This window comes from Mucilaginibacter sp. 3215 (genome assembly GCF_050433785.1).
Lineage (GTDB): Bacteria > Bacteroidota > Bacteroidia > Sphingobacteriales > Sphingobacteriaceae > Mucilaginibacter.
In genome coordinates, this window is record NZ_JBNPWO010000009.1 from 152,974 (window position 1) to 172,407 (window position 19,434).

The window sequence follows — 19,434 nt, forward strand, 5'->3', positions numbered from 1 at the left end:
CCAGAATTGAGGAACTGACAGCTAAATTCAATAAATTCTTTAATTCGCTTAATTCAAGTTTGACAAAAAGTAAAATCCCATAAATCCTCTAATCCTAAAAATCCCGGTTCAGAATATGGGCGTTGCCTCCGGCCAGGCTTTCCGCTCATACGCCTGCAGGCCTTATACGCATTGGCCGGTATCCGCTGCAATCCTTAACGCGAAATTTGTTTTCAATTATAAATTCGTTGCTAAACGCTCCCCCTTTAGGGGGCTGGGGGGCTACTGCACATATGCCAGCTTCACATCCTTATAAGCCGGTTTCTGCAATTGTTTTTTTAAACCTTTGAAACTTTCGGTAGGGCCTTGTGCGGCAAACATGTTAATAAGCCATGCAGGTACCGAACCTCCGGGGTCAAGGTGCAGGGTGTACACAATACTTACATGGGAGCTATCAACAGGAGTAATAATCCACTTGCCGGTTGAATTTTCCACCCTTACAATGCCATCTTTCGCGGGTACCATGTTAGAGATAACTGGAGCGTCAATAGTAACCACTTTGGTTTTAGGATCTTGTGTAACCTTTAAATGCGCTACGAAATCGCGGTTATGCACCGGCCAGGGTATGTTTACCTCCGAGTAATAATAAATATCCGATGGCGACACCTGCTTAATAATGGTAGCCGATTTGGTGTGATAAACCCACTCGCTGCAGGTTTTAATGTCCATAAGCACAGCTACCAACTGAGCAGCAGTTGCGTTAAATGTGCATTCTACTTTAATGGCTTTGATTTTTGAATCGGGGATGTGGCGGGTATAAACCCTGATGCCTTCCTTATCGGTGCTTAATGACCATGGCTCTTCCGGGCCTGCAACGGCAAATTTTGTAACAAATAATAAAAATACAATAGAAAATATCCTGTGCATGGTATCAGTGATTGTAAATAAGGTATGGCAAATTTATATACAAAAACAGGCCGGGGTTGCCCCGGCCTGTCAGTAAATGGTCATTTGATATGCGCAGATATTGAAATATGAAAATACTATGGCATTTGAAACTCCATTACTTTACTTCGAATACATAGCTGCCAGCAGCTATCTTGTACACTCCTGTGGTGGCAATCGCTTTGCCGCTGGCATAAACTTTACCGGCCGGGAAGGTAATTGTCGCGGTTGAGTTTGCAGGCACAGTAACTTTATAAGTTACACCGCTGCCAGTACGCTGCCATGATGAAACGATGTTACCATAAGGCCCTTTATGCGTTGCAGCAAACTCATTTAAACCCGGTACAAAATGGGGTTGGAGCAGCACGTTTTTAAAGCCCGGATGCTCCGGATCAGGGTGGATGCCTGCAATGCCTTTGTACAGCCATGCGCCAATTTCGCCAAACATGATGTGGTTAAGGGAGATATCGGATTTAGCATCTATCTGCCAGTTTTCATACAGGGTGGTAGCGCCGTTAACCATCCACCAGCCCCATGACGGGAAAGTTTCCTGCGATGCTATTTTGTAAGCTACATCCGGGTAGCCGTTATCGCTCAAGGCGCTCAATATGGCTTTGGCACCCAAAATGCCCACATCCAAATGGAAATTATCGGTTTCAACGCGCTTAGCCAGGTTGGCAGCAACTTTGCTCTTCATATTTTCGGGAACTACACCCCAGTAAAGTGGCACGCTTAGTTCTGTTTGCAGGCCTTTGCCATAAATGCCGGTTGCAGTGTTTAAGTATTTTGCGTTAATGGCATTTTTGATCTTACCAGCCAACGCCGAGTATCTTATGTAATCGGCTTGTTTGCCCAGTATTTTGGCTGCTTTGGCCAATATGCGGGCATCGGTATAATAATAAACCGATGAAGTGAGTTCAACCGGCGAAACCGATTTTACCGGCACCCAGTCGCCAAGGCCCCAGCTGGTCAGGCCGGTTGGGTAAAGCTCGTCAATATGGTTTACGTATTTTTCAATAGCTGTATAGTTATCGGCCAGTAGTTTGCTATCGCCATAAAACAAATAAATATTGTAAGGGATAATGGCGATGGTGCTGGTCCAGTCGGGCCCGTTACCCCATTCATAGCCCCAGCCTCCGGTTGGGATAATGGACGGTAACACGCCGTTTGGCTGCTGCTCGTCGCGGTGGTCGGCCAGCCATTTTTCGTAAACAGTTATTCCGTCAAAGTTATACAAACCTGTCTCGCTGGCAATATGGGCATCGCCTGTCCAACCGTTTTTTTCGCGCTGAGGACAATCAGTAGGATAGCCGAACAGGTTGCTGAGGTAGCTATTGTTGGTAGCCACCCAGATTTGGTTAATGGTTGGGTTTGATGCTTTTACCGTACCAATAGGCTCCACATCGCTGTGCATAAAAAATGCCTTGATATTTTCTTTGCCAATCTGGATAGGTTTACTGCTGCTTACCTCAATATATTGAAATCCCTTATAATTAAAGCGAGGTGAAAATGTTTCTTCACCTTTGCCGCCTAAAATGAAAATATCGGTTTGGAAGGGGTCTTTATCATCAGTTGGGCGGTAATGCAGATCAATGTTCGATTGATCAACATGGCCGTTTTTGTTTAACCTTTCTGCATGTTTAAGGCGGATCACGGTGCCCGAGTCTCCTTTAACAGTGATTTGACTCACGCCCGAAATATTTCGGCCCACGTCAAACACCGAAACATCGCTGTCAATTTTGGTAACGCTTTTGGTGCTGATGGTATCAACCGCACGGATAGGCTGCATAGCTTGCGATACAATGTTCATGGACGGGGCAGAACGGTTAATCACCGGTTTCCATTTGCTGTCGTCAAAATTAGCAGTGTTCCAGCCCGGTTGTTCTAACCGGCCGTCGTAATGCTCGGCAGTATAAATGCTGTTGAAAACAATAGGACTAAGCGACGTTTTCCAGTCGGTGCCGGATTTTATGGTTTCAACTGTGCCATCGGTATAGGTTATGCGTAGGTCCATGCAAAACGCCGGGCGACCACGCCATGGCGCCTGGTGAAAAAACCAAACCGCAGTACTTTGGTGATTGTACCAACCATTACCTAACAACACACCCACAGCATTTTTGCCGCTTTGCAACTGAGCTGTAACATCGTACGAAACGTAGAGTGTGCGCCTGTCGAACCGGGTATACATAGGATCGAGGCGATGATTGCCGATCTTTTTGCCGTTGAGATAAAGTTCATATAAGCCAGCAACCGCGATATAAGCCCTTGCTGAGCGGATTGGTTTAGCTACCTTAAATGTATTGCGAAAATAGGGGGCGGGATTTACTGCTATCCCTTTATTATCGCTGATCCATGAACCCTGCCAGTTTTGCATGCCCATAATGCCGGTTTCAAAACTGGCTACCGGCGCTGCAGCGAGTTTTTTACCAGCCTTATCCCAGAGCTGAACTTTCCAGTAATATTTAGTAAAAGGTTTTAGTTGCTGGCCACTATAAATGGCAAGGCTGTTTGATGAAGCAATTTTAGGGGTAGTCCACGCGTTGCCTTTACCCGCCGAAACCACAATAGAATCAGTCCCCACATAGAGTTGATAGGCACTTTGAGCGGCTCCCTGCGCTTTATCATTCATTAACCAGGTTAAACGGGGATGTGTATTATCGATACCTATCGGGTTTACAAGATATTCACTTTTAAGACCTGTAGCCCCAGGCGTTTGAGCTTGTGTTACCGAATAAAAGCAAAATGATAAGGCAATGCAGAGCAATGGCTTACATAGAGGGTGTTTCATGTGGTTAAGATAGCGGTTTGTACGTTATTGGCCAAAGACTATGGTATGTTGTCACAATCAACAATGTTAATTGGATGAATTGGGATTGGCATCCTGAACTGTCTGAACCTGGATTTTGACCATTGATTTTTTCTGATTACGTTGATTACGCTGATTTTTTTCTGAACTCGAATTTATGCGATTAAGGAACTAACAGAATGCTGAGCAAATTCAATAAATTCATTTAATTCAATAAATTCGAGTTCAGACAAAATAAGACAGTTCTCATTTTTATACATTTGCACCATGAGCAAGCTATGGCAAAAAACTACCAACGTTAACGAACTGGTTGAAAACTTTACTGTTGGCCGCGACCGCGAATTTGATGAGCAAATGGCGGCGTTTGATGTTTTGGGGTCACTGGCCCATACCCACATGCTACAAAGCGTTGGGCTAATGGACGACACCGATCTGGAGCTTGTTCAGCGCGAGTTGAAAAACATTTATGCAGATATTGCCAAAGGCGGTTTCAAAATAGATGAGCATGTTGAGGACGTGCACTCGCAGGTTGAGTTACTATTGACCCAGCGGATAGGCGATGCCGGCAAAAAGATCCATAGCGGCCGTTCACGTAACGACCAGGTTTTGGTTGACTTGAAACTATTTTTCCGCAGCCAGTTGCAGGAAGTAGTTGAAAGCACTGAAACACTGTTTCGCCTGCTTATCGAATTAAGTGATAAATACAAGGATGTTTTATTGCCAGGTTATACCCATTTACAGGTGGCTATGCCGTCATCATTCGGCTTGTGGTTTGGCGCTTACGCCGAAAGCCTGGTTGATGACCTTGAACTGGTTTTAGCGGCTTACCGTATCACCAATAAAAACCCGCTGGGCTCGGCCGCCGGTTATGGCTCGTCATTTCCGCTTAACCGTACCTTAACCACACAGCTTTTAGGTTTTGACAACCTGAATTATAACGTTGTTTACGCGCAAATGGGGCGCGGCAAAACCGAGCGGATCATTGCACAGGCCATATCAACTATTGCAGCAACGCTGGCTAAAATGGCCATGGATCAAACCTTGTACCTGAGCCAAAATTTCTCGTTTGTAAGTTATCCGGACGCATTAACTACCGGCAGCAGCATCATGCCGCATAAAAAGAACCCCGATGTTTGGGAAATTATGCGAGGCAAATGTAACCGCCTGCAAGCCCTGCCTACTGATGTAGCCATGATGACCACTAACCTGCCATCGGGTTATCACCGTGAGCTGCAATTATTGAAAGAGTTGTTATTCCCTGCTTTTGCCGACCTGAAACATTGCCTTCAAATGGCAACTTTTATGTTGCAAAATATCACAGTAAAGACAGATATCCTCGACGATGCCAAATATGCTTACCTGTTTAGTGTTGAAGAAGTAAACCGTTTAACATTAAGCGGCACACCCTTCCGCGATGCTTACAAACAAGTTGGTTTAGCTATAGAGGCCGGTAATTTTAATCCTGATAAAACGGTGAACCATACTCATGAAGGCAGCATCGGTAATCTGGGTAATGAGCAGATAGCTGCCTCATTTGATAGGCTGATCAATAATTTTGATTTCGGAAAAGTAGAGCAGGCAATAAAAGGACTGGTTGAATAGTTATCTTAGTAGCGGGAAACTCTTAAATTCCTGATACTAAACCTATGAAGAAGCCTTATTACCTCATTCTGTTGATACTTATTAGCTTATTTTCGTGTAAACGCAATAACGGTGTAACTATCAAAGGCGACATACGGGGCTTTAAAAGTAAGTGGGTTTATTATAAGCCCGTTTTTCCACAGATGGTCCGGCCTTCAGATTCCGCTAAAGTTACAGATGGGAAATTTGAATTTAACTTTCAGTCGGATACTGCTTTTTTTGCTAATCTTGTTTCTATAAGTTACCTGGATGAAAAAGGGATCAGGAAACCTATAGCTGTTGCTAACCCTTATGAGCCCGCAAAGAACCACTCCAGGTATACTGATTTCGTTTTGGGGCCAGGATTGACAACCATAACCGGCGATTTTTCTAAAAATACAGGCGCTGTGCTGAATGGTGGTACGCAGACCGATTTTTATCTCAGGAATATCACCTTACCTTTCATTCAGATGAGCGAAGACGGCGCCGTTAGAAATAAACAGGCAGCACGGATCGAAAGAATAATTAAGCGGGCGCCTGACGCATATTGGACTTTATATGCATTTAATAATCTTAGATTTTACTTTAATCACAAAGAGTTGAAAAGCTTCTACGCCATGTTTGGCAATGAAGCAAAATCATCATATTATGGCAGACGGCTTAAACTATTTATAGATAATCAACCTTTAAACCAAAATCAATTCGTCAATAGTATTTTCGCCGATCAGGAAGCAAAACCGGTTACCCTGATAGATAATACAAAAAAGTTGAACATGGTGATATTCTGGGCAAGCTGGTGCGGGCCATGCAAGCGGGAAATTCCATCATTAAGAAGAATAACAGAGCAGTTTAGTAAAGATGATGTGAGATTTGTAAGTGTATCATTAGATGCGAAAAAAGAGAATTGGCTACAGGCACTGAAAAAAGAAAATATGCCATGGCAGCAACTAATCATACCTCAACAAGAATATGCAAAGGCTCAGGCAAAATACAATTTAGGCTTTATCCCACAAGTATACCTTGTAAACAACAAAAATGTGATTGTTAAAAAAATTGATGGCTTTGACAATGGCAACGAAGAACGTGTTAAAACTTTTATAGCCGATTATCTTGCGAAAAATTGATATTTGCCTGGTTTTTTCGATAAGACTATTGTCGATCTAATCAATCGGTGAAATCAAATCAATCAGACAAAATCAAAAAGAAAAATCAGCGAAATCAACGTAATCAAATAAATCAACGGTCATGAATGGACAAAACAGAAGCGATATATACCCAGGTCTTGAGGTTGACATTATACTTAAAAAGGATCAGCGCACCGGTACGCTTACCCGCGGCTTTGTAAAAAGACTGCTAACCAGCGCGGCTTACCATTCGCGCGGAATAAAAGTGCAGTTGGATGACGGGCAGGTAGGCCGTGTGGCCCGGATTGTTGAGGAAGATGATTTTTAGTATCTTCATTTATTCTACATCAAACATTATCATATTTATGGTGTAGCTTAAATTGTATGCCTCAAAAAGCCAAACCAAAAAACAAAGTCTTTTTTAGTCTTGATGCCCATCACCGCCTCCTGATCTCGTTAGGGGCCGCAGCAATAACACTGTTTTTCTCCTGGGCCCATTTTTCGGCACCAACGGTGGCATTAGTAACCTGGATAGCATTTGGTTTATGCGTCATTATTATGGATTGGATCATTATTCTGACGGCTAACCCCGCCGAAATCCGTAAAATAGCCAGTATCGAAGACTCAAGCCGCACGCTGATATTTTTGTTTGTGATAGTATCATCGCTGATGAGTTTACTGGCCATAATGTTCCTGTTGTTATCCACAAAAAACCAATCGGATGCGGTTGTGACGGCGCGGGTTTTATTGGCCATGGCATCGGTTATTGTTTCATGGTGGCTGGTACACACTATATTCTCCTTGCGTTATGCCCATATGTATTATACTACAGATCCCGATGATGATAAAAAACTCAAACATCTCGGCGGTCTTGAATTCCCCGGTAATGAAAAAGAACCTGATTACCTCGATTTTGTATATTTCTCATTTGTTGTAGGCATGACGTTCCAGGTATCTGACGTGGAGATTTCCGCCCGGTCTATCCGCAGGCTGGCCTGGCTGCACGGGTTGATTTCTTTTGCATTTAATACAGCTATTGTCGCCTTGAGTATTAATGTGATATCGGGGATGATATCTAAATAGAAAAGACATCATCCCGAATTTATTTCGGGATCCCATTTGCACGGCGAACCTGCATGGTTTAAACTAAGCAGTTGGGGTGCTGAAACAAGTTCAGCACGACTTCGTTTATTTTAGATTGGCATATCTTCCTTTGTAACATTTAACTATCTGCACCTCCCGCACCTTTCAAAGTAGTTAAATATTTTGTTACTTGTAATGCCTTTTATTTAAACAGTTATGCACAGAAGAAATTTCCTCAAAACCGGTTCATTAGCCGGGTTAACGATATCTACTTTAGTAGCGGCATCCTGCAATCAGCCATCTGCCGAAAATAAAGCTGATGAAACTGCCGCTGCCGATAACAGTAAGGACGATATATTTGAACTGAGCGAAATAACCATTGCCGATCTGCAGCAAAAAATGCAGAGCAAGCAGTTTACTTCAAGGCTGATTACCGAGCTGTACCTGAAACGCATTGATCAGATAGATAAAAAAGGAATTATGCTTAACTCGGTTATCGAGCTTAATAAAGATGCCCTGAATATGGCCGATGCAATGGATCGTGAACGTGAAAAGGGGAAAGTACGCGGTCCGCTGCACGGCATACCAGTGCTGATCAAGGATAATATTAACACCGGCGATAATATGCATACCACAGCGGGTTCATTGGCATTAGCCGATAATTTTGCTAAACAGGACGCCTTCATTGTACATAAGCTCCGCGAGGCGGGAGCGGTGATATTGGGCAAAACTAATTTAAGCGAGTGGGCAAACTTTCGCTCCACGCGTTCGACAAGTGCCTGGAGCAGTAGGGGAGGGCAAACCAAATGCCCTTATATTTTAGACAGGAACCCCAGCGGTTCAAGCGCCGGTACCGGAACGGCTGTAGCAGCCAATCTTTGCGTTATTGGTATCGGTACAGAAACCAACGGCTCAATAGTGTCGCCGGCATCGGTTAACGGCCTGGTGGGCATTAAGCCAACTGTGGGATTATGGAGCCGGTCGGGCATAATCCCCATTTCCAAAACGCAGGATACGGCCGGACCAATGGCGCGTACGGTTAAGGACGCCGCCATACTGCTTGGAGCGCTTACCGGTATTGATACGCTCGACCTGGCAACACTTGGTAGTAAAGGCAGGATCGAGGCGGATTATACCAAATTTTTAGACGCTAATGGTTTACAGGGTAAGCGCCTGGGGATTGAGAAATCTGCGCTTAATGATAACCCAACCGTTGTGGCATTATTACAGGATGCCATCAAAATCCTGAAAAGTAAAGGTGCCGAAGTGGTGGAGATAGAATTAAACAAGGAGCTAAAAACCATAGGCAAAAATGAATTTACCGTGCTGCTTTATGAATTTAAAGACGGCCTTAATCAATACTTTGGCAACGCCAACAGCAAAATAAAAACCCTGGCCGATGTAATTGCTTTTAACAAACAAAATGAGGCCAAAGCTATGCCTTTTTTTAAACAGGAAACCATGGAGTTAGCTCAAGCCAAAGGCGACCTGAACAGTAAGGAGTATCTTGACGCAGTTAAGCAAACCAATACAGGTACCCGTAAAGTTATCGACGATATGCTGGCCAAATATAAGCTTGATGCAATTATAGGTACTACCAACGGCCCGGCAGTTTGCATCGACCTGGTAAATGGCGATTATGATAATGGTTTCGGTTTTTCGGGGCCTGCAGCTATGGCTGGTTATCCGCACATTACCGTACCCATGGGCCTGGCGCATGACTTACCGGTGGGGTTATCGTTTTTTAGTACGGCTTATAAAGAGGGTGATATCATTAAATTGGGATATGCCTATGAGCAGGCATCTAAAAAGCGGGTGGCACCATTGTTTAAGCCCGATCTGTTTGCTTAGTTTTGTATGATGGAAACGACGCTCACTGTTCCGAAAAAAATACTGGCCCGTCAGCATGAAATTACTGCCGACTATTTAAAAGCTATTGATAGGCATCTTGACGATGTGCTGAACAACCGAGTATTGGACATGTACGAGATCCGTGATTTTGCTGATGAAATGCATATCCATCCTACCCATTTGAGCAATACTATTAAACTCACCACAGGTAAACATCCCTGTTTCTTTTTCGAAGAAAAGATCATGGAAATTGCAAAAGCCATGCTTCAGGAAAATACAGTAAGTGTAGCCGAAATAGCTAACCGGCTTACTTTCGACCCGTCAAACTTTACCAAGTTTTTTAAGCGTTTTGAAGGAGTAACGCCAAAGCAGTATCGTGAGCAATGGCTGGTAAGGAACCTTGATTTATAGGATTGGAGGATTATATGATATTGTGCTGAAGTGTGTGCGGGGGGAGCGTTAGGGATTGCAGTGTAAAGCCCACAGTGTGCGGAGGCTGGGGCGTTGGAAGGCGAGGACTTGTAACGAAAAGCCCGGGCCGCAGGCAACGCCCATGCATATAATATGATTCTAAATAAATCTGCCAATCAATAGTTTACAATCACGTCGTTATGAGAGATGATGACAACTGTGCCTAAACATATTAATCAGCTCCGTTTAGTATGTATTACGTTATTCCAAAGGCATGTCATTGTTATAGTCGAATAATAACTTCTGTATCATCCTCCAAACATTATTGGAAAAAGTACCAGGCAGGACGTATTAACGCCTGTTATTATCCCTGAAATTTTGAGTGCGTACGGCAATTTGTTCCAAAGTAAGTTCGCCGTATTTTTTAGCGCGATCTGCCCATTCGGGGGCGTTGTCAACCAGGTTATCGATAATTGATTTACCGTCGGGTCCTTTTTTGGTTACGTAATTTATTCCGTAAGCAACTGCAGCACCTATAGCAAGAGTTTTGATAAAGCCCATAATTTATTTTTCTTTTTTGATATATGACAATGATAATGCCAGTTTGTTACTTCGCCCAATAAAAGCTTCTATATTTGAAGTACTTAAACACCATAACCGCCATATGTTTTTTATTTTTTCAAAAGTTCTTTCGTTTTTAATGAATTTGCTTCTATGGGTATTCGCATTTTTATTGATCGCCCTTTTTTCAAAGAACGTAAAACGTAAACGGAAATTTTTGCTTGCAGGTATTACTGTGCTTTATATTTTCTCTAATTCATTGTTACTTAACCTGGTTAGCTGGTGTTGGGATATCAGGGAGATTACTGTACCAGCCGATAAAAAGTATACCTGTGCTATAGTGCTGGGTGGTTTTAGCTCGGATGATGGCAATGGCGGCGGTTTCTTTAACTCTGCTGCAGATAGGTTTATCCAGGGTGTTCGTTTGCAAAAAACAGGTAAAGTCAGCCGTCTTCTTATCACAGGAGGAAACGGGCTTTTGAGGCCATCGGGTTTTAGGGAGGCTGATTGGGTAAGGGAGCAACTCAGGGAAATGCAGGTTGCGGACAGTTGCGTACTAAGCGAACCGAAATCTCGGAATACCATTGAAAATGCCGCTTTTTCAAAAGAACTCTTGCGGCAACATAAACTTAAAGCACCATATTTACTGGTTACCTCGGCATTCCATATGCGCCGTTCCCTGATGATATTTAAAAAACAGGGAGTTGACGTGGTTGCATACCCCTGCAATTTTTCCAGCCGCAGGTTTTCGGTATCTGCCGATGATTTCCTACCTAATGCAGGTGCTTTAGCAGGTTGGGGGACCTATATAAAGGAAGCCATCGGCTATGTGGTAACTCGTTATTTTAAGTGATCAGCCTTGTTTAAGATGCCCTATATTTGGGGTAAAACCAGGCTCCCGGCGGTTATGTTTATTCCAATTGGCTATATCCACCATTCCGGGCGGCGTTTGATAATGATTTGGGTTGGCGCCGCATCTTACAATAAATTTACCTTTAGCCTGTGCAATTACAGGCCTGCTGCCGCAGATAATGCAAGGCTCGCAAAAGATGGATACCTGAATTTTAATGGGTTCGCTCATAATTAAACTAAGGTGCTATCTATCGCGTGAAAATTCAATACCAAGTAGTTGGTATTTTTAGCGGTATATTACCGTTGTTTTTTAACAGGCTGGTGCATCATCAATTGTTCAATATCCTTTGCAATATCCCCGGGCTGCATGGCAAATTGAAGATATAGAAACCGCTCTCCCGGTACCACTACATCGGTACCGTTGTCCTTTATTTCCATGTTAAGTTTGCGATAGGTAAAATAAGGTTTGGGCCCCCTGATGGCTGTTAGTACGGCGGTTTCGTCCCAACTATTGCGGCCGGTTGTATTCTTGTCTTTTGTAAGTGCTATCTGGAAGGCGTCTTTTACGGGGCTATCTTTTATTGATGTATTGTTGATCAGGCGGATTCCGGTCAGGATTTTTTCACCTATTTCAAAACCGCTCAGAGTAATGGGGGTAGGCCAGTTTTTAAATACTTGCTGTGCCGAAGCTGCATCTACATTTACATTGTATTCGCTAAACGTTTTACCGTCGGCACCTATTCCTGTAGCCATGGATACCAGTTTTTTTACTTTCTTTTTCACCAGTTGTTCTCCATCCAGTTTGCTGTATTTGTCGGCTCCCGACCGGAGCAGGTCGGCCAGGTTGGTGAAAAATCCTACCGAAATAATAGTTACGCTGTTATCGGGCTGCTTTGCCAGCAACTTGCGGTAAAGTGCTACCGCTTCAACTGCCTGGCTGTTCGATTTTACGTTATGCGGATATTTGGCAATAATAGCCTGGGCCCATTGCTGTGCACAGTCTTTATTGGGTTTGTCTTTTTTTACAATACCTATGGGGATATTGGGCCTGCCAAAATAGGTGTTGATCACACTGATGGTTGGTGCGGTAGTTTCGAAGGCATTGCAGGATATGGTAGCCAGTATTTTGGCCTCACCCTTATCTGCAAAGGCATGCAGCACAGCCATGGCACCAACATCGTCATAATCTCCGGCAATATCTGTATCAAAAATAACGGGGATAGGGCTGTGTTTTTGCGCTTGTGCAAGGTTGAGGTTAAAAATAAATGCCAGGATGAGTAATGCTGATTTGAATTTCATTGTATGCAATAAAATAAAAGACAGTTAGTACCGAAAAAGATGTATGGGCAAATAAATGGTTTATGAATGATCGGTAAATAAATCTCGCATTATTTAATTACTTTGGCAAGTATTAATTTATAACGCATTACGCTAATCAGATGACTTATTGCCTGGGAATTAAAGTTAAAGAGGGTTTGCTGGCTATTGCCGATACCCGCATAACTTCGGGGACGGATACCACTGTAAAAAAGAAGATCACTATAGAACAAAAGGATCATTTTTCGCTGTTTATCATGACCAGTGGTTTGCGCTCTGTGCGTGATAAGGCCGTGATCTATTTTAATGAATTATTGGAGACAGCCGAGTTTAATAAGATGTACAAGGCTGTGAATGCATTTGGCGAACAGGTAAAGCGTGCAGCACAAGAAGATAAAGTGTCGCTCGATGCCGCCGGATTGCGGTTTGATCTGAACACCATCATTGGCGGGCAATTGCGCGATGACGATGAACACAAGCTTTTTTTGCTATATCCCGAAGGAAACTGGGTGGAGTTAGGGCAGGGGGCACCCTATGTGGTTATCGGCAACTCGGGCCACGGTAAGGCTATCCTTAACCGGATCCTCGATGAAAATTCGAGCTTGAAACTGGCGCTTAAAACAGGTTTTCTTTCCTTCGATTCAACAAGGGTAAGCTCGAACAATGTCGATTTTCCGATAGATGTGGCCGTTTATAAAAAGGATAGCTTCAATATTGTTGAGCAGCGTTATAACAAACAGGATTTGGAACATATCTCAACCCAATGGGCCGAGGAACTGAAACTTGCGCTTGAGCATATTTCGGAGGATTGGATGGATGCCACATTTAACAAATTAGAAGAAATAAAAACAGAAAGCTGATAACATGAAATTCGATGTGTTTACCCAAATGGAATATGTAGTACGGTCGCCGGGCACATTGATTTTAAACATACACGCATTACGCAGCCCAAATCAAACGGTAATAAGTGAAGAATTTGGCCTGGAACCATATATTAAGTTTGAAGAGCTGCAAACCCTGCAGGGAGAGAACCGTTTGGTGCGCTTTGATGTAAGTGCCGATACGCCCAATGTTAAAGTTACCTACAATGCTACGGTTGATAATTGTTATGAAATAACCGATTTCGGCAATTTGCAGGAAACCCATGTTTCTGAACTGCCTTCGCCGGTGCTGCCATATTTAAATCCAAGCCGTTATTGTCAGTCGGACAAATTATACCGCCTTGCACATAATATGTTCGGGCGTGTTACCAACCCTTTTGAGCAGGTGGTTGAATTGACCAACTGGATCAACAAAAATGTCCAATATTTAAGCGGATCAACCAATTCGCAAACATCGGCCTTTGATACAGTGACTGAACAGGCCGGCGTTTGCCGCGATTTTGCGCACCTCGGCATAGCCCTTTGCAGGGCTCTGACAATACCCGCCCGATATTTTACAGGCTATGCCTATCACCTTAAACCAGCCGATTTCCACGCCTGCTTTGAGGCCTATCTTGGTGGTAAGTGGATCCTGTTTGATGCAACACGGCTGGTACCTTTAAACGGACTTATCAAAATAGCTACCGGCCATGATGCTGCCGACTCGGCCATAGCCAATATTTTTGGTGACGTAACCTTTACAACCATGCAGGTAAGCTGTGAGCTTGCCGAAGACGGCTTTGAGCCTTTTTATTACGGTGATGGGGAATTTAAGGGGTTGTCATATCTGTAAGGAGCCTCACCCTAAATCCCTCTCCGAAAGAGAGGGACTTTAAAAAGTCTCCCCTTCCCACGGGAGATTTAAAGGGACTTATCGTTTTCTTTTTTTTGCCGATACTTTTTTGCTTTCCCTTGCAGCATAAGCCCAGTTAGCCGCCAGCACAGCTACGCAGATCAGCAGCCCGAAAAACTCACGCACTTCTTCAACCCAGGGCTTTTCGGCTTTCATGGTTTGTACAAGGCTTTCAGCATGATGGAACTTAAACCAGTCGATAAGGCCGTTGTTATCAAATATCTTGTAAATGGCATACCCTGTAAAAATGATAATGCCGACTGCATAGCCAATGGGGTAAAATTCTTTTTTTGCTGCCAGGTAGCAAAACCAGGCACAATAAAGGTAAATAGGCATCCAAAGGTAAGGATCTGGATCGTTATACTGTAAACCTGCAAATGTGACAAAAAGTACAACCCATATGATATTGAAGATCTTCATAAGTAAAAAGTAATTGCAATAATTTATACTGGTTATGGTGCTTAATATACAGGTTAAGCAATGCTAAATATATGAAAATATGTTTCAGTACTTAAATAAGGAAATAACAATTATTGGCACCCATTACCGCCCAATGCATTATCAAAATTATATCCGCCTTAACATTAATTAAATATTGTTCAAACATTTTTTAACCTAATTCACTTCATCCTTTATAACTTTCGTAGCTGTATCTTTTAAATTGTTAGTGTATATGACTTTAACGGATTACCATTTTACCAGGCAATACTCCGGAAGGTTAGGAATTATACTGCCGCTTTTACTGTTCATGCTTTTCTGCAGCCGGCAAGTAGGGGCCCAGGTTAATATTTTTGACCTGCGTAAGGAAAAAGATACCATAACACGATTTTCAGATCCGCCGGCAAAACAGAAACGTTTTGGAAGGGCTGCCTTAGGGCTTGGCCTCGCCGAGATTGCGCCCTGGACATATGATCGCTATATAGTCAACGTTGATTATGCCCGGATTTCCTGGAAAACAACAGGCCATAACCTGAACCCAGGCAGTTGGACCTGGGACAATGATCCGTTTCAAACCAACCAGTTTGGACATCCATATCACGGCAGCATGTTTTATAGCGCCTTCAGGAGTAATGGTTATAGTTTTTGGCAATCAGTACCGGCTACTATGGTGGGCAGTTACCTGTGGGAAACATTTGCCGAAAACCAGGCACCTGCCCCCAATGATTTTATCAACACCAGCTTTGGCGGCATAGTATTGGGCGAAATGACTTATCGGCTATCAAATAAGATCATTAATAACCACCGCCGCGGTTTTAAGCGGCAAGCCAGTGAGGTGCTGGGTTTTTTGGTTAACCCGATGAATGGGCTTAACCGCATTATTGATGGAAAATGGGGAAAGGTTGTTGGGCCGGCAAATAGGTCGCAGGATGATTCATCAAAAGTAAGTGCCGAATTTGATCTGGGCGCACGTAAGTTTAACAGCGGCAACCTGGGATTGTTAACCCATGGACGGTTTGGTTGGTTTGGCCGGGCGAAGCTGCTTTATGGCGCTTCTAACGAAAATTTGCACACACCTTTCAGCAATATTTCCATCACGGCCGAGTTTGGGAAAGACGATAGCAGTGCGGTTAATGTGATCAGTGTTTATGGATCTCTTGCGGGATGGGACGTGTCAATATCGGATAGCGTGGAGAACTTGATCATCATATCAGCTAACTATGACTACATACGTAATGCCGCTTTCTTTTACGGAGGGCAAAGCGTAAAGGCTAATTTACTATCTGAATTTAGATTATTGAATGGCTTTAAAGTGAATACGGCGGTGGGTGCGGGGCTTATCATTTTAGGAGCCGCTCCCGATCCCTACCTGTATAGAGGGCGCAATTATGATTACGGCTCGGGTTTCGCCATAAACGGCAGAGCTGGTTTTAATATAGGTAACAGATTTTATTATAGTATTAATTATCGCGGTAGTTGGCTCATGACTATTAATGGTAATAAGTCACATTATTTTTTACATACCATAACCAATGAGATAAGTTACCGTGTGTTAAAAGATCTCTCGATAAGTGCCGAACCCGGATATTTCAGGCTGGAAGGAAACTATAAAAATCACCCGGATGTAGACAAAACTTACCCGTACCTGCGGATCTCAACAAGGTACAGAGTTAACCTGTAAGCTATAAAAAAAAGGATTGGAAAAATTTGATGTCGCGGGCAGATTCGAACTGCCGTTTAGGGTATTGCGGACCCCCACCTATCCTCTCGGTCACGCGACTTGAAAACCATAAAAATTCACTTAATCAGATCGGTTGTGGGGTGTAGATATAATTATCTCTCTCCCGTTTTGCACAGGAGCAGGAATTAGCACCTTTTACATTATGCGGATGTACAGGTTGCTAAGACGTCTTTGGGCCTTTCCCTCAGTCTTTCTTGATAAGTTATGTAAAGAACGTGTTGTCGTTGTTGACAGTGCAAATGTAATAATAAATTATATAATTCCTATAGTTTAAGTAGTTTAATTTGATTTTTATTCGTTTTGCGCTGATTTTGAATGGGATAAACTTGCTGTTATTGTAAAAAAAACAATGTTATTTCTAATTCTTTGGAGAAGTATCTGAAAGAAAAAAACTGAAACGGTCACCATTTAATCTGAAGTAGTCACCATAATTTTAGGCGCTGACTATTGCATCTTTGTATTGTTAAAACATTAAAATAACAACACCATGGAAACAAATAAAATTGCATTAATAACCGGCGGCAGCCGAGGCCTTGGCAAAAATGCCGCTAAACATATCGCCCAAAAAGGTATTGACGTTATTGTTACTTACCGTAGCAAGAGAGAAGAAGCTGAAGCCGTAGTTGCCGAAATTGAATCAATGGGGCAAAAGGCCGCTGCTTTACAGTTGGATACAGGTATAGTATCTACCTTTGATGCCTTTATTACAACATTAAAAGCAACGCTTAACAAAAAGTGGGGCCGGGATACCTTTGATTTCCTGATCAACAATGCAGGTATTGACGCGGCCTCGCCATTCGCGCAAACTACGGAAGAGGATTTTGATAACCTGTTTAATGTGCATTTTAAAGGCGTGTACTTCTTAACACAAAAGAGCTTACCCGTAATTGCTGATGGTGGCCGGATCATTAATTTTTCGACCGGGCTGGCCCGTTTCTCAACTCCCGGGTATGCCGCTTATGCCTCTATGAAGGGCGCTATTGAGGTATTCACCAAATACCTTGCAAAAGAGTTAGGCAGCCGTGGTATAGCCGCAAACGTTGTGGCTCCGGGTATTATCCAAACCGACTTTACCAAAGCAGCATTCGACTCTCATCCCGGTTTGGAAGAAATGATGTCGAAATCTACCGCATTGGGCAGGGTAGGCCAACCGGATGATATCGGTGGTATAGTAGCGTTTCTCTGCACCGAAGATGCCCGCTGGATCAACGCTCAGCGTATCGAAGCTTCGGGCGGGATGTTCTTGTAAGAGGTGAGTGGTTGTGTTTTTAGGTGAGTAGTTGATTGAGTTGATTATGTGAGTGGTTGTTCAGCGTTTCAACTATTCACCCAATCAACTACTCACTTAATCAACGACTCACTAATCCAACCAATTTCCTATCTTTCCCACAAAAAAGCGATATGGAATTTGGCAGAGTAACCGATGAAGAATTAGCAGGGGTTGATTTTACCCTGCCGGCTGATCCGCAGATAACCTTAAACACCCTTGCCGCTGCAAAAAACGATGTGCCGCTGCAGGTACATGTTGGCTGCGCAAAATGGGGGCGCAAAGAATGGATTGGAAAAATTTATCCGCCAAAAACCAAAGACGCTAATTTTTTAGATGAATACGTTAAGCACTTTGATTGCATTGAGCTTAACGCCACTTTTTACAATGTTTACGGCCCCGATACCATTGCCAAATGGAAGGCCAAGGCCGATAGTAATCCTGGGTTTAAATTTTGCCCTAAATTTTCGCAGAGCATCAGCCATATCCGCCGCTTAAAAAATGCCGAAGATATTACAACCACCTATTATGAAGGTGTTTTGGCTTTTGGCGAAAAACTTGGCCCGCTGTTTTTGCAGTTGAGCGATAACTACACACCAAAGAGTTTCCCGGAGCTTAAGGCCTATCTTGAGCAACTACCAAAAGACCTCCCGGTGTTTGTTGAACTGCGCCATAAAGAGTGGTTTGCAGTTGCCGAAAACCGCGATAGGGTATTTAACCTTTTCCGCGATTTAAACATCGGTTCTGTTATTACTGATGCCAGCGGCCGCCGGGATGTGGTGCATATGGCTTTGCCTACACCGCATGCTTTTATCCGGTTTGTAGGCAATAGTTTACACCCTACAGATTATGCCCGCGTTGATGAGTGGGTTGAACGGATCAAAAACTGGAAGAAGCAAGGCCTTAAATCGGTATGGTTTTTTATGCATCAGCATGATGAGCGTTACTCGCCCGAACTGGCCGATTACGTGATTGAAGAATTAAATAAAGCATTGGGCACACAGCTAATGCGCCCAACGTTTATCCAGAGGGACGATAATAAGCCAACAGCACAAACCTCATTGTTATTGTAAAGGTTCGGTAGTAGCCGGCGGAATTTTTAAGGCCGGGTTAAAGTTGGGGATCAGTTGCTGCACTTTATCAGCAGTTGAATTGTTCATATCCAGGAACGACCAACTTTTTCCGCCATCGCCGCTAACTGCCAGCAGGTTACTATGCATGGCCATACGGCCTTTTGGACTTGCCATGATAATCGTCTCGGGCAGCAGGCAGTGGGTTTCTTTTCCTGCTTTATAAAATTTGCCCGGTGTGCCTACCGTGATACTTTCAAAACTAATGCCCGCTGTTTTCATCTGTTGCATAGCGGCACTAATCATGGCCGTCATTTTTTCTTTGCCTCCGGCCATTTGAACGGCTTTGGGGTAGGTATAATTAACTATGCTTTTATAGTCGCCTTTAGTCATGCTTTGGGTCATCAGCGTGGCCTGTTGTTTTACTATAACCGGATTTTGCGCGTGTAGAGCCAGTGGCGATAATATGAAGATCAGGAGCCTGAATGCGTTTTTCATAGGATGTTTTTATTTTTTTGTAAGGATGTTATCAGCAAGCTGGCCGGTACCATCAACCTTGCTATTGTATTTAAGCCCCAATATCCGATTTACTAAGT

Annotated in this window: 19 protein-coding genes and 1 riboswitch; of the genes, 12 read left to right on the plus strand and 7 right to left on the minus strand. The window is 43.4% G+C overall.

Going from position 1 to position 19,434, the window contains the following annotated elements:
* Positions 1-261 precede the first annotated feature (261 nt).
* Both ABIC84_RS16395 and ABIC84_RS16400 read right to left on the minus strand, forming a co-directional pair.
* Positions 262-906, minus strand: coding sequence for an START domain-containing protein (locus tag ABIC84_RS16395; RefSeq protein WP_426585584.1), 645 nt, complete (start codon positions 904-906; stop codon positions 262-264).
* 136 nt (positions 907-1,042) lie between these two features.
* Positions 1,043-3,712: a family 78 glycoside hydrolase catalytic domain gene (locus ABIC84_RS16400; protein WP_429264258.1), complete on the minus strand. Its 2,670-nt coding sequence runs from the start codon at positions 3,710-3,712 to the stop codon at positions 1,043-1,045.
* A 285-nt stretch (positions 3,713-3,997) separates the two neighbouring features.
* On the opposite strand from ABIC84_RS16400, the gene argH reads away from it, so the two are divergent.
* The 6 genes from argH (at position 3,998) to ABIC84_RS16430 (ending at position 9,819) form a co-directional block, all read left to right on the plus strand.
* Positions 3,998-5,332 carry an argininosuccinate lyase gene (gene argH, locus ABIC84_RS16405; protein ID WP_429264259.1) on the plus strand — a complete coding sequence of 445 codons (1,335 nt, stop codon included), beginning with the start codon at positions 3,998-4,000 and terminating at the stop codon, positions 5,330-5,332.
* Between the two features lie 44 nt (positions 5,333-5,376).
* Positions 5,377-6,474: a thioredoxin-like domain-containing protein gene (locus tag ABIC84_RS16410; protein ID WP_429264260.1), complete on the plus strand. Its 1,098-nt coding sequence runs from the start codon at positions 5,377-5,379 to the stop codon at positions 6,472-6,474.
* Between the two features lie 121 nt (positions 6,475-6,595).
* A complete protein-coding gene (locus ABIC84_RS16415) occupies positions 6,596-6,802 on the plus strand; it encodes a YwbE family protein (RefSeq protein WP_429264261.1) in 207 nt (68 codons plus the stop codon).
* A 230-nt stretch (positions 6,803-7,032) separates the two neighbouring features.
* Positions 7,033-7,557: a DUF1345 domain-containing protein gene (locus ABIC84_RS16420; RefSeq protein WP_426585593.1), complete on the plus strand. Its 525-nt coding sequence runs from the start codon at positions 7,033-7,035 to the stop codon at positions 7,555-7,557.
* Between the two features lie 216 nt (positions 7,558-7,773).
* On the plus strand, positions 7,774-9,408 hold the full coding sequence (locus ABIC84_RS16425) for an amidase (protein ID WP_429264262.1): 1,635 nt from the start codon (positions 7,774-7,776) through the stop codon (positions 9,406-9,408).
* A 9-nt stretch (positions 9,409-9,417) separates the two neighbouring features.
* Entirely contained in the window at positions 9,418-9,819 is a 402-nt protein-coding gene (locus tag ABIC84_RS16430; RefSeq protein WP_429264263.1) for a helix-turn-helix domain-containing protein, read from the plus strand.
* 351 nt (positions 9,820-10,170) lie between these two features.
* On the opposite strand, the gene ABIC84_RS16435 is transcribed toward ABIC84_RS16430, so the two are convergent.
* Positions 10,171-10,380 carry a hypothetical protein gene (locus ABIC84_RS16435; RefSeq protein ID WP_090527874.1) on the minus strand — a complete coding sequence of 70 codons (210 nt, stop codon included), beginning with the start codon at positions 10,378-10,380 and terminating at the stop codon, positions 10,171-10,173.
* A 139-nt stretch (positions 10,381-10,519) separates the two neighbouring features.
* On the opposite strand from ABIC84_RS16435, the gene ABIC84_RS16440 reads away from it, so the two are divergent.
* Positions 10,520-11,233, plus strand: a complete 714-nt coding sequence (locus tag ABIC84_RS16440) for a YdcF family protein (protein WP_429264264.1) — start codon at positions 10,520-10,522, stop codon at positions 11,231-11,233.
* Here the strand turns inward: ABIC84_RS16440 and ABIC84_RS16445 are convergent, their stop codons facing one another.
* Together ABIC84_RS16445 and ABIC84_RS16450 are read right to left on the minus strand one after the other, a co-directional pair.
* Positions 11,234-11,461 (minus strand): hypothetical protein, encoded by a 228-nt coding sequence (locus tag ABIC84_RS16445; protein ID WP_176628549.1) that lies wholly within the window; start codon positions 11,459-11,461, stop codon positions 11,234-11,236.
* Between the two features lie 68 nt (positions 11,462-11,529).
* Entirely contained in the window at positions 11,530-12,531 is a 1,002-nt protein-coding gene (locus ABIC84_RS16450) for a nucleoside hydrolase (protein WP_429264265.1), read from the minus strand.
* A 140-nt stretch (positions 12,532-12,671) separates the two neighbouring features.
* On the opposite strand from ABIC84_RS16450, the gene ABIC84_RS16455 reads away from it, so the two are divergent.
* Complete coding sequence (locus tag ABIC84_RS16455) at positions 12,672-13,409, plus strand: peptidase (RefSeq protein WP_321557630.1); 738 nt, start codon at positions 12,672-12,674, stop codon at positions 13,407-13,409.
* Between the two features lie 4 nt (positions 13,410-13,413).
* Positions 13,414-14,262, plus strand: coding sequence for a transglutaminase-like domain-containing protein (locus ABIC84_RS16460; RefSeq protein WP_429264266.1), 849 nt, complete (start codon positions 13,414-13,416; stop codon positions 14,260-14,262).
* Positions 14,263-14,340: 78 nt separating this feature from the next.
* On the opposite strand, the gene ABIC84_RS16465 is transcribed toward ABIC84_RS16460, so the two are convergent.
* Complete coding sequence (locus tag ABIC84_RS16465) at positions 14,341-14,742, minus strand: transmembrane 220 family protein (RefSeq protein ID WP_429264267.1); 402 nt, start codon at positions 14,740-14,742, stop codon at positions 14,341-14,343.
* 253 nt (positions 14,743-14,995) lie between these two features.
* Here ABIC84_RS16465 and ABIC84_RS16470 point away from each other — a divergent pair, with 253 nt between their 5' ends.
* The 3 genes from ABIC84_RS16470 to ABIC84_RS16480 all read left to right on the plus strand — a co-directional run bounded on the left by ABIC84_RS16470 (position 14,996) and on the right by ABIC84_RS16480 (position 18,841).
* Entirely contained in the window at positions 14,996-16,441 is a 1,446-nt protein-coding gene (locus ABIC84_RS16470) for a DUF3943 domain-containing protein (RefSeq protein ID WP_429264268.1), read from the plus strand.
* 149 nt (positions 16,442-16,590) lie between these two features.
* Positions 16,591-16,705: riboswitch (SAM riboswitch) on the minus strand.
* A gap of 283 nt (positions 16,706-16,988) precedes the next feature.
* Complete coding sequence (locus ABIC84_RS16475) at positions 16,989-17,750, plus strand: SDR family oxidoreductase (protein WP_429264269.1); 762 nt, start codon at positions 16,989-16,991, stop codon at positions 17,748-17,750.
* Positions 17,751-17,902: 152 nt separating this feature from the next.
* Positions 17,903-18,841: a DUF72 domain-containing protein gene (locus tag ABIC84_RS16480; RefSeq protein ID WP_429264270.1), complete on the plus strand. Its 939-nt coding sequence runs from the start codon at positions 17,903-17,905 to the stop codon at positions 18,839-18,841.
* Here the strand turns inward: ABIC84_RS16480 and ABIC84_RS16485 are convergent.
* Positions 18,833-19,336, minus strand: coding sequence for a hypothetical protein (locus tag ABIC84_RS16485; protein ID WP_429264271.1), 504 nt, complete (start codon positions 19,334-19,336; stop codon positions 18,833-18,835). The genes ABIC84_RS16480 and ABIC84_RS16485 overlap by 9 nt on opposite strands.
* Positions 19,337-19,434 lie beyond the last annotated feature (98 nt).

Bases quoted from the DNA above. Each gene is read 5' to 3' on its own strand.
- ABIC84_RS16470 (WP_429264268.1), top strand. From the start codon at position 14,996: ATGACTTTAACGGATTACCATTTTACCAGGCAATACTCCGGAAGGTTA.
- ABIC84_RS16480 (WP_429264270.1), top strand. From the start codon at position 17,903: ATGGAATTTGGCAGAGTAACCGATGAAGAATTAGCAGGGGTTGATTTT.
- ABIC84_RS16460 (WP_429264266.1), top strand. From the start codon at position 13,414: ATGAAATTCGATGTGTTTACCCAAATGGAATATGTAGTACGGTCGCCG.
- ABIC84_RS16485 (WP_429264271.1), bottom strand. From the start codon at position 19,336: ATGAAAAACGCATTCAGGCTCCTGATCTTCATATTATCGCCACTGGCT.
- ABIC84_RS16465 (WP_429264267.1), bottom strand. From the start codon at position 14,742: ATGAAGATCTTCAATATCATATGGGTTGTACTTTTTGTCACATTTGCA.
- ABIC84_RS16415 (WP_429264261.1), top strand. From the start codon at position 6,596: ATGAATGGACAAAACAGAAGCGATATATACCCAGGTCTTGAGGTTGAC.
- ABIC84_RS16435 (WP_090527874.1), bottom strand. From the start codon at position 10,380: ATGGGCTTTATCAAAACTCTTGCTATAGGTGCTGCAGTTGCTTACGGA.
- ABIC84_RS16445 (WP_176628549.1), bottom strand. From the start codon at position 11,461: ATGAGCGAACCCATTAAAATTCAGGTATCCATCTTTTGCGAGCCTTGC.
- ABIC84_RS16395 (WP_426585584.1), bottom strand. From the start codon at position 906: ATGCACAGGATATTTTCTATTGTATTTTTATTATTTGTTACAAAATTT.
- ABIC84_RS16400 (WP_429264258.1), bottom strand. From the start codon at position 3,712: ATGAAACACCCTCTATGTAAGCCATTGCTCTGCATTGCCTTATCATTT.
- ABIC84_RS16420 (WP_426585593.1), top strand. From the start codon at position 7,033: ATGGATTGGATCATTATTCTGACGGCTAACCCCGCCGAAATCCGTAAA.
- ABIC84_RS16440 (WP_429264264.1), top strand. From the start codon at position 10,520: ATGAATTTGCTTCTATGGGTATTCGCATTTTTATTGATCGCCCTTTTT.
- ABIC84_RS16430 (WP_429264263.1), top strand. From the start codon at position 9,418: ATGGAAACGACGCTCACTGTTCCGAAAAAAATACTGGCCCGTCAGCAT.
- ABIC84_RS16455 (WP_321557630.1), top strand. From the start codon at position 12,672: ATGACTTATTGCCTGGGAATTAAAGTTAAAGAGGGTTTGCTGGCTATT.
- argH (WP_429264259.1), top strand. From the start codon at position 3,998: ATGAGCAAGCTATGGCAAAAAACTACCAACGTTAACGAACTGGTTGAA.
- ABIC84_RS16425 (WP_429264262.1), top strand. From the start codon at position 7,774: ATGCACAGAAGAAATTTCCTCAAAACCGGTTCATTAGCCGGGTTAACG.
- ABIC84_RS16450 (WP_429264265.1), bottom strand. From the start codon at position 12,531: ATGAAATTCAAATCAGCATTACTCATCCTGGCATTTATTTTTAACCTC.
- ABIC84_RS16475 (WP_429264269.1), top strand. From the start codon at position 16,989: ATGGAAACAAATAAAATTGCATTAATAACCGGCGGCAGCCGAGGCCTT.
- ABIC84_RS16410 (WP_429264260.1), top strand. From the start codon at position 5,377: ATGAAGAAGCCTTATTACCTCATTCTGTTGATACTTATTAGCTTATTT.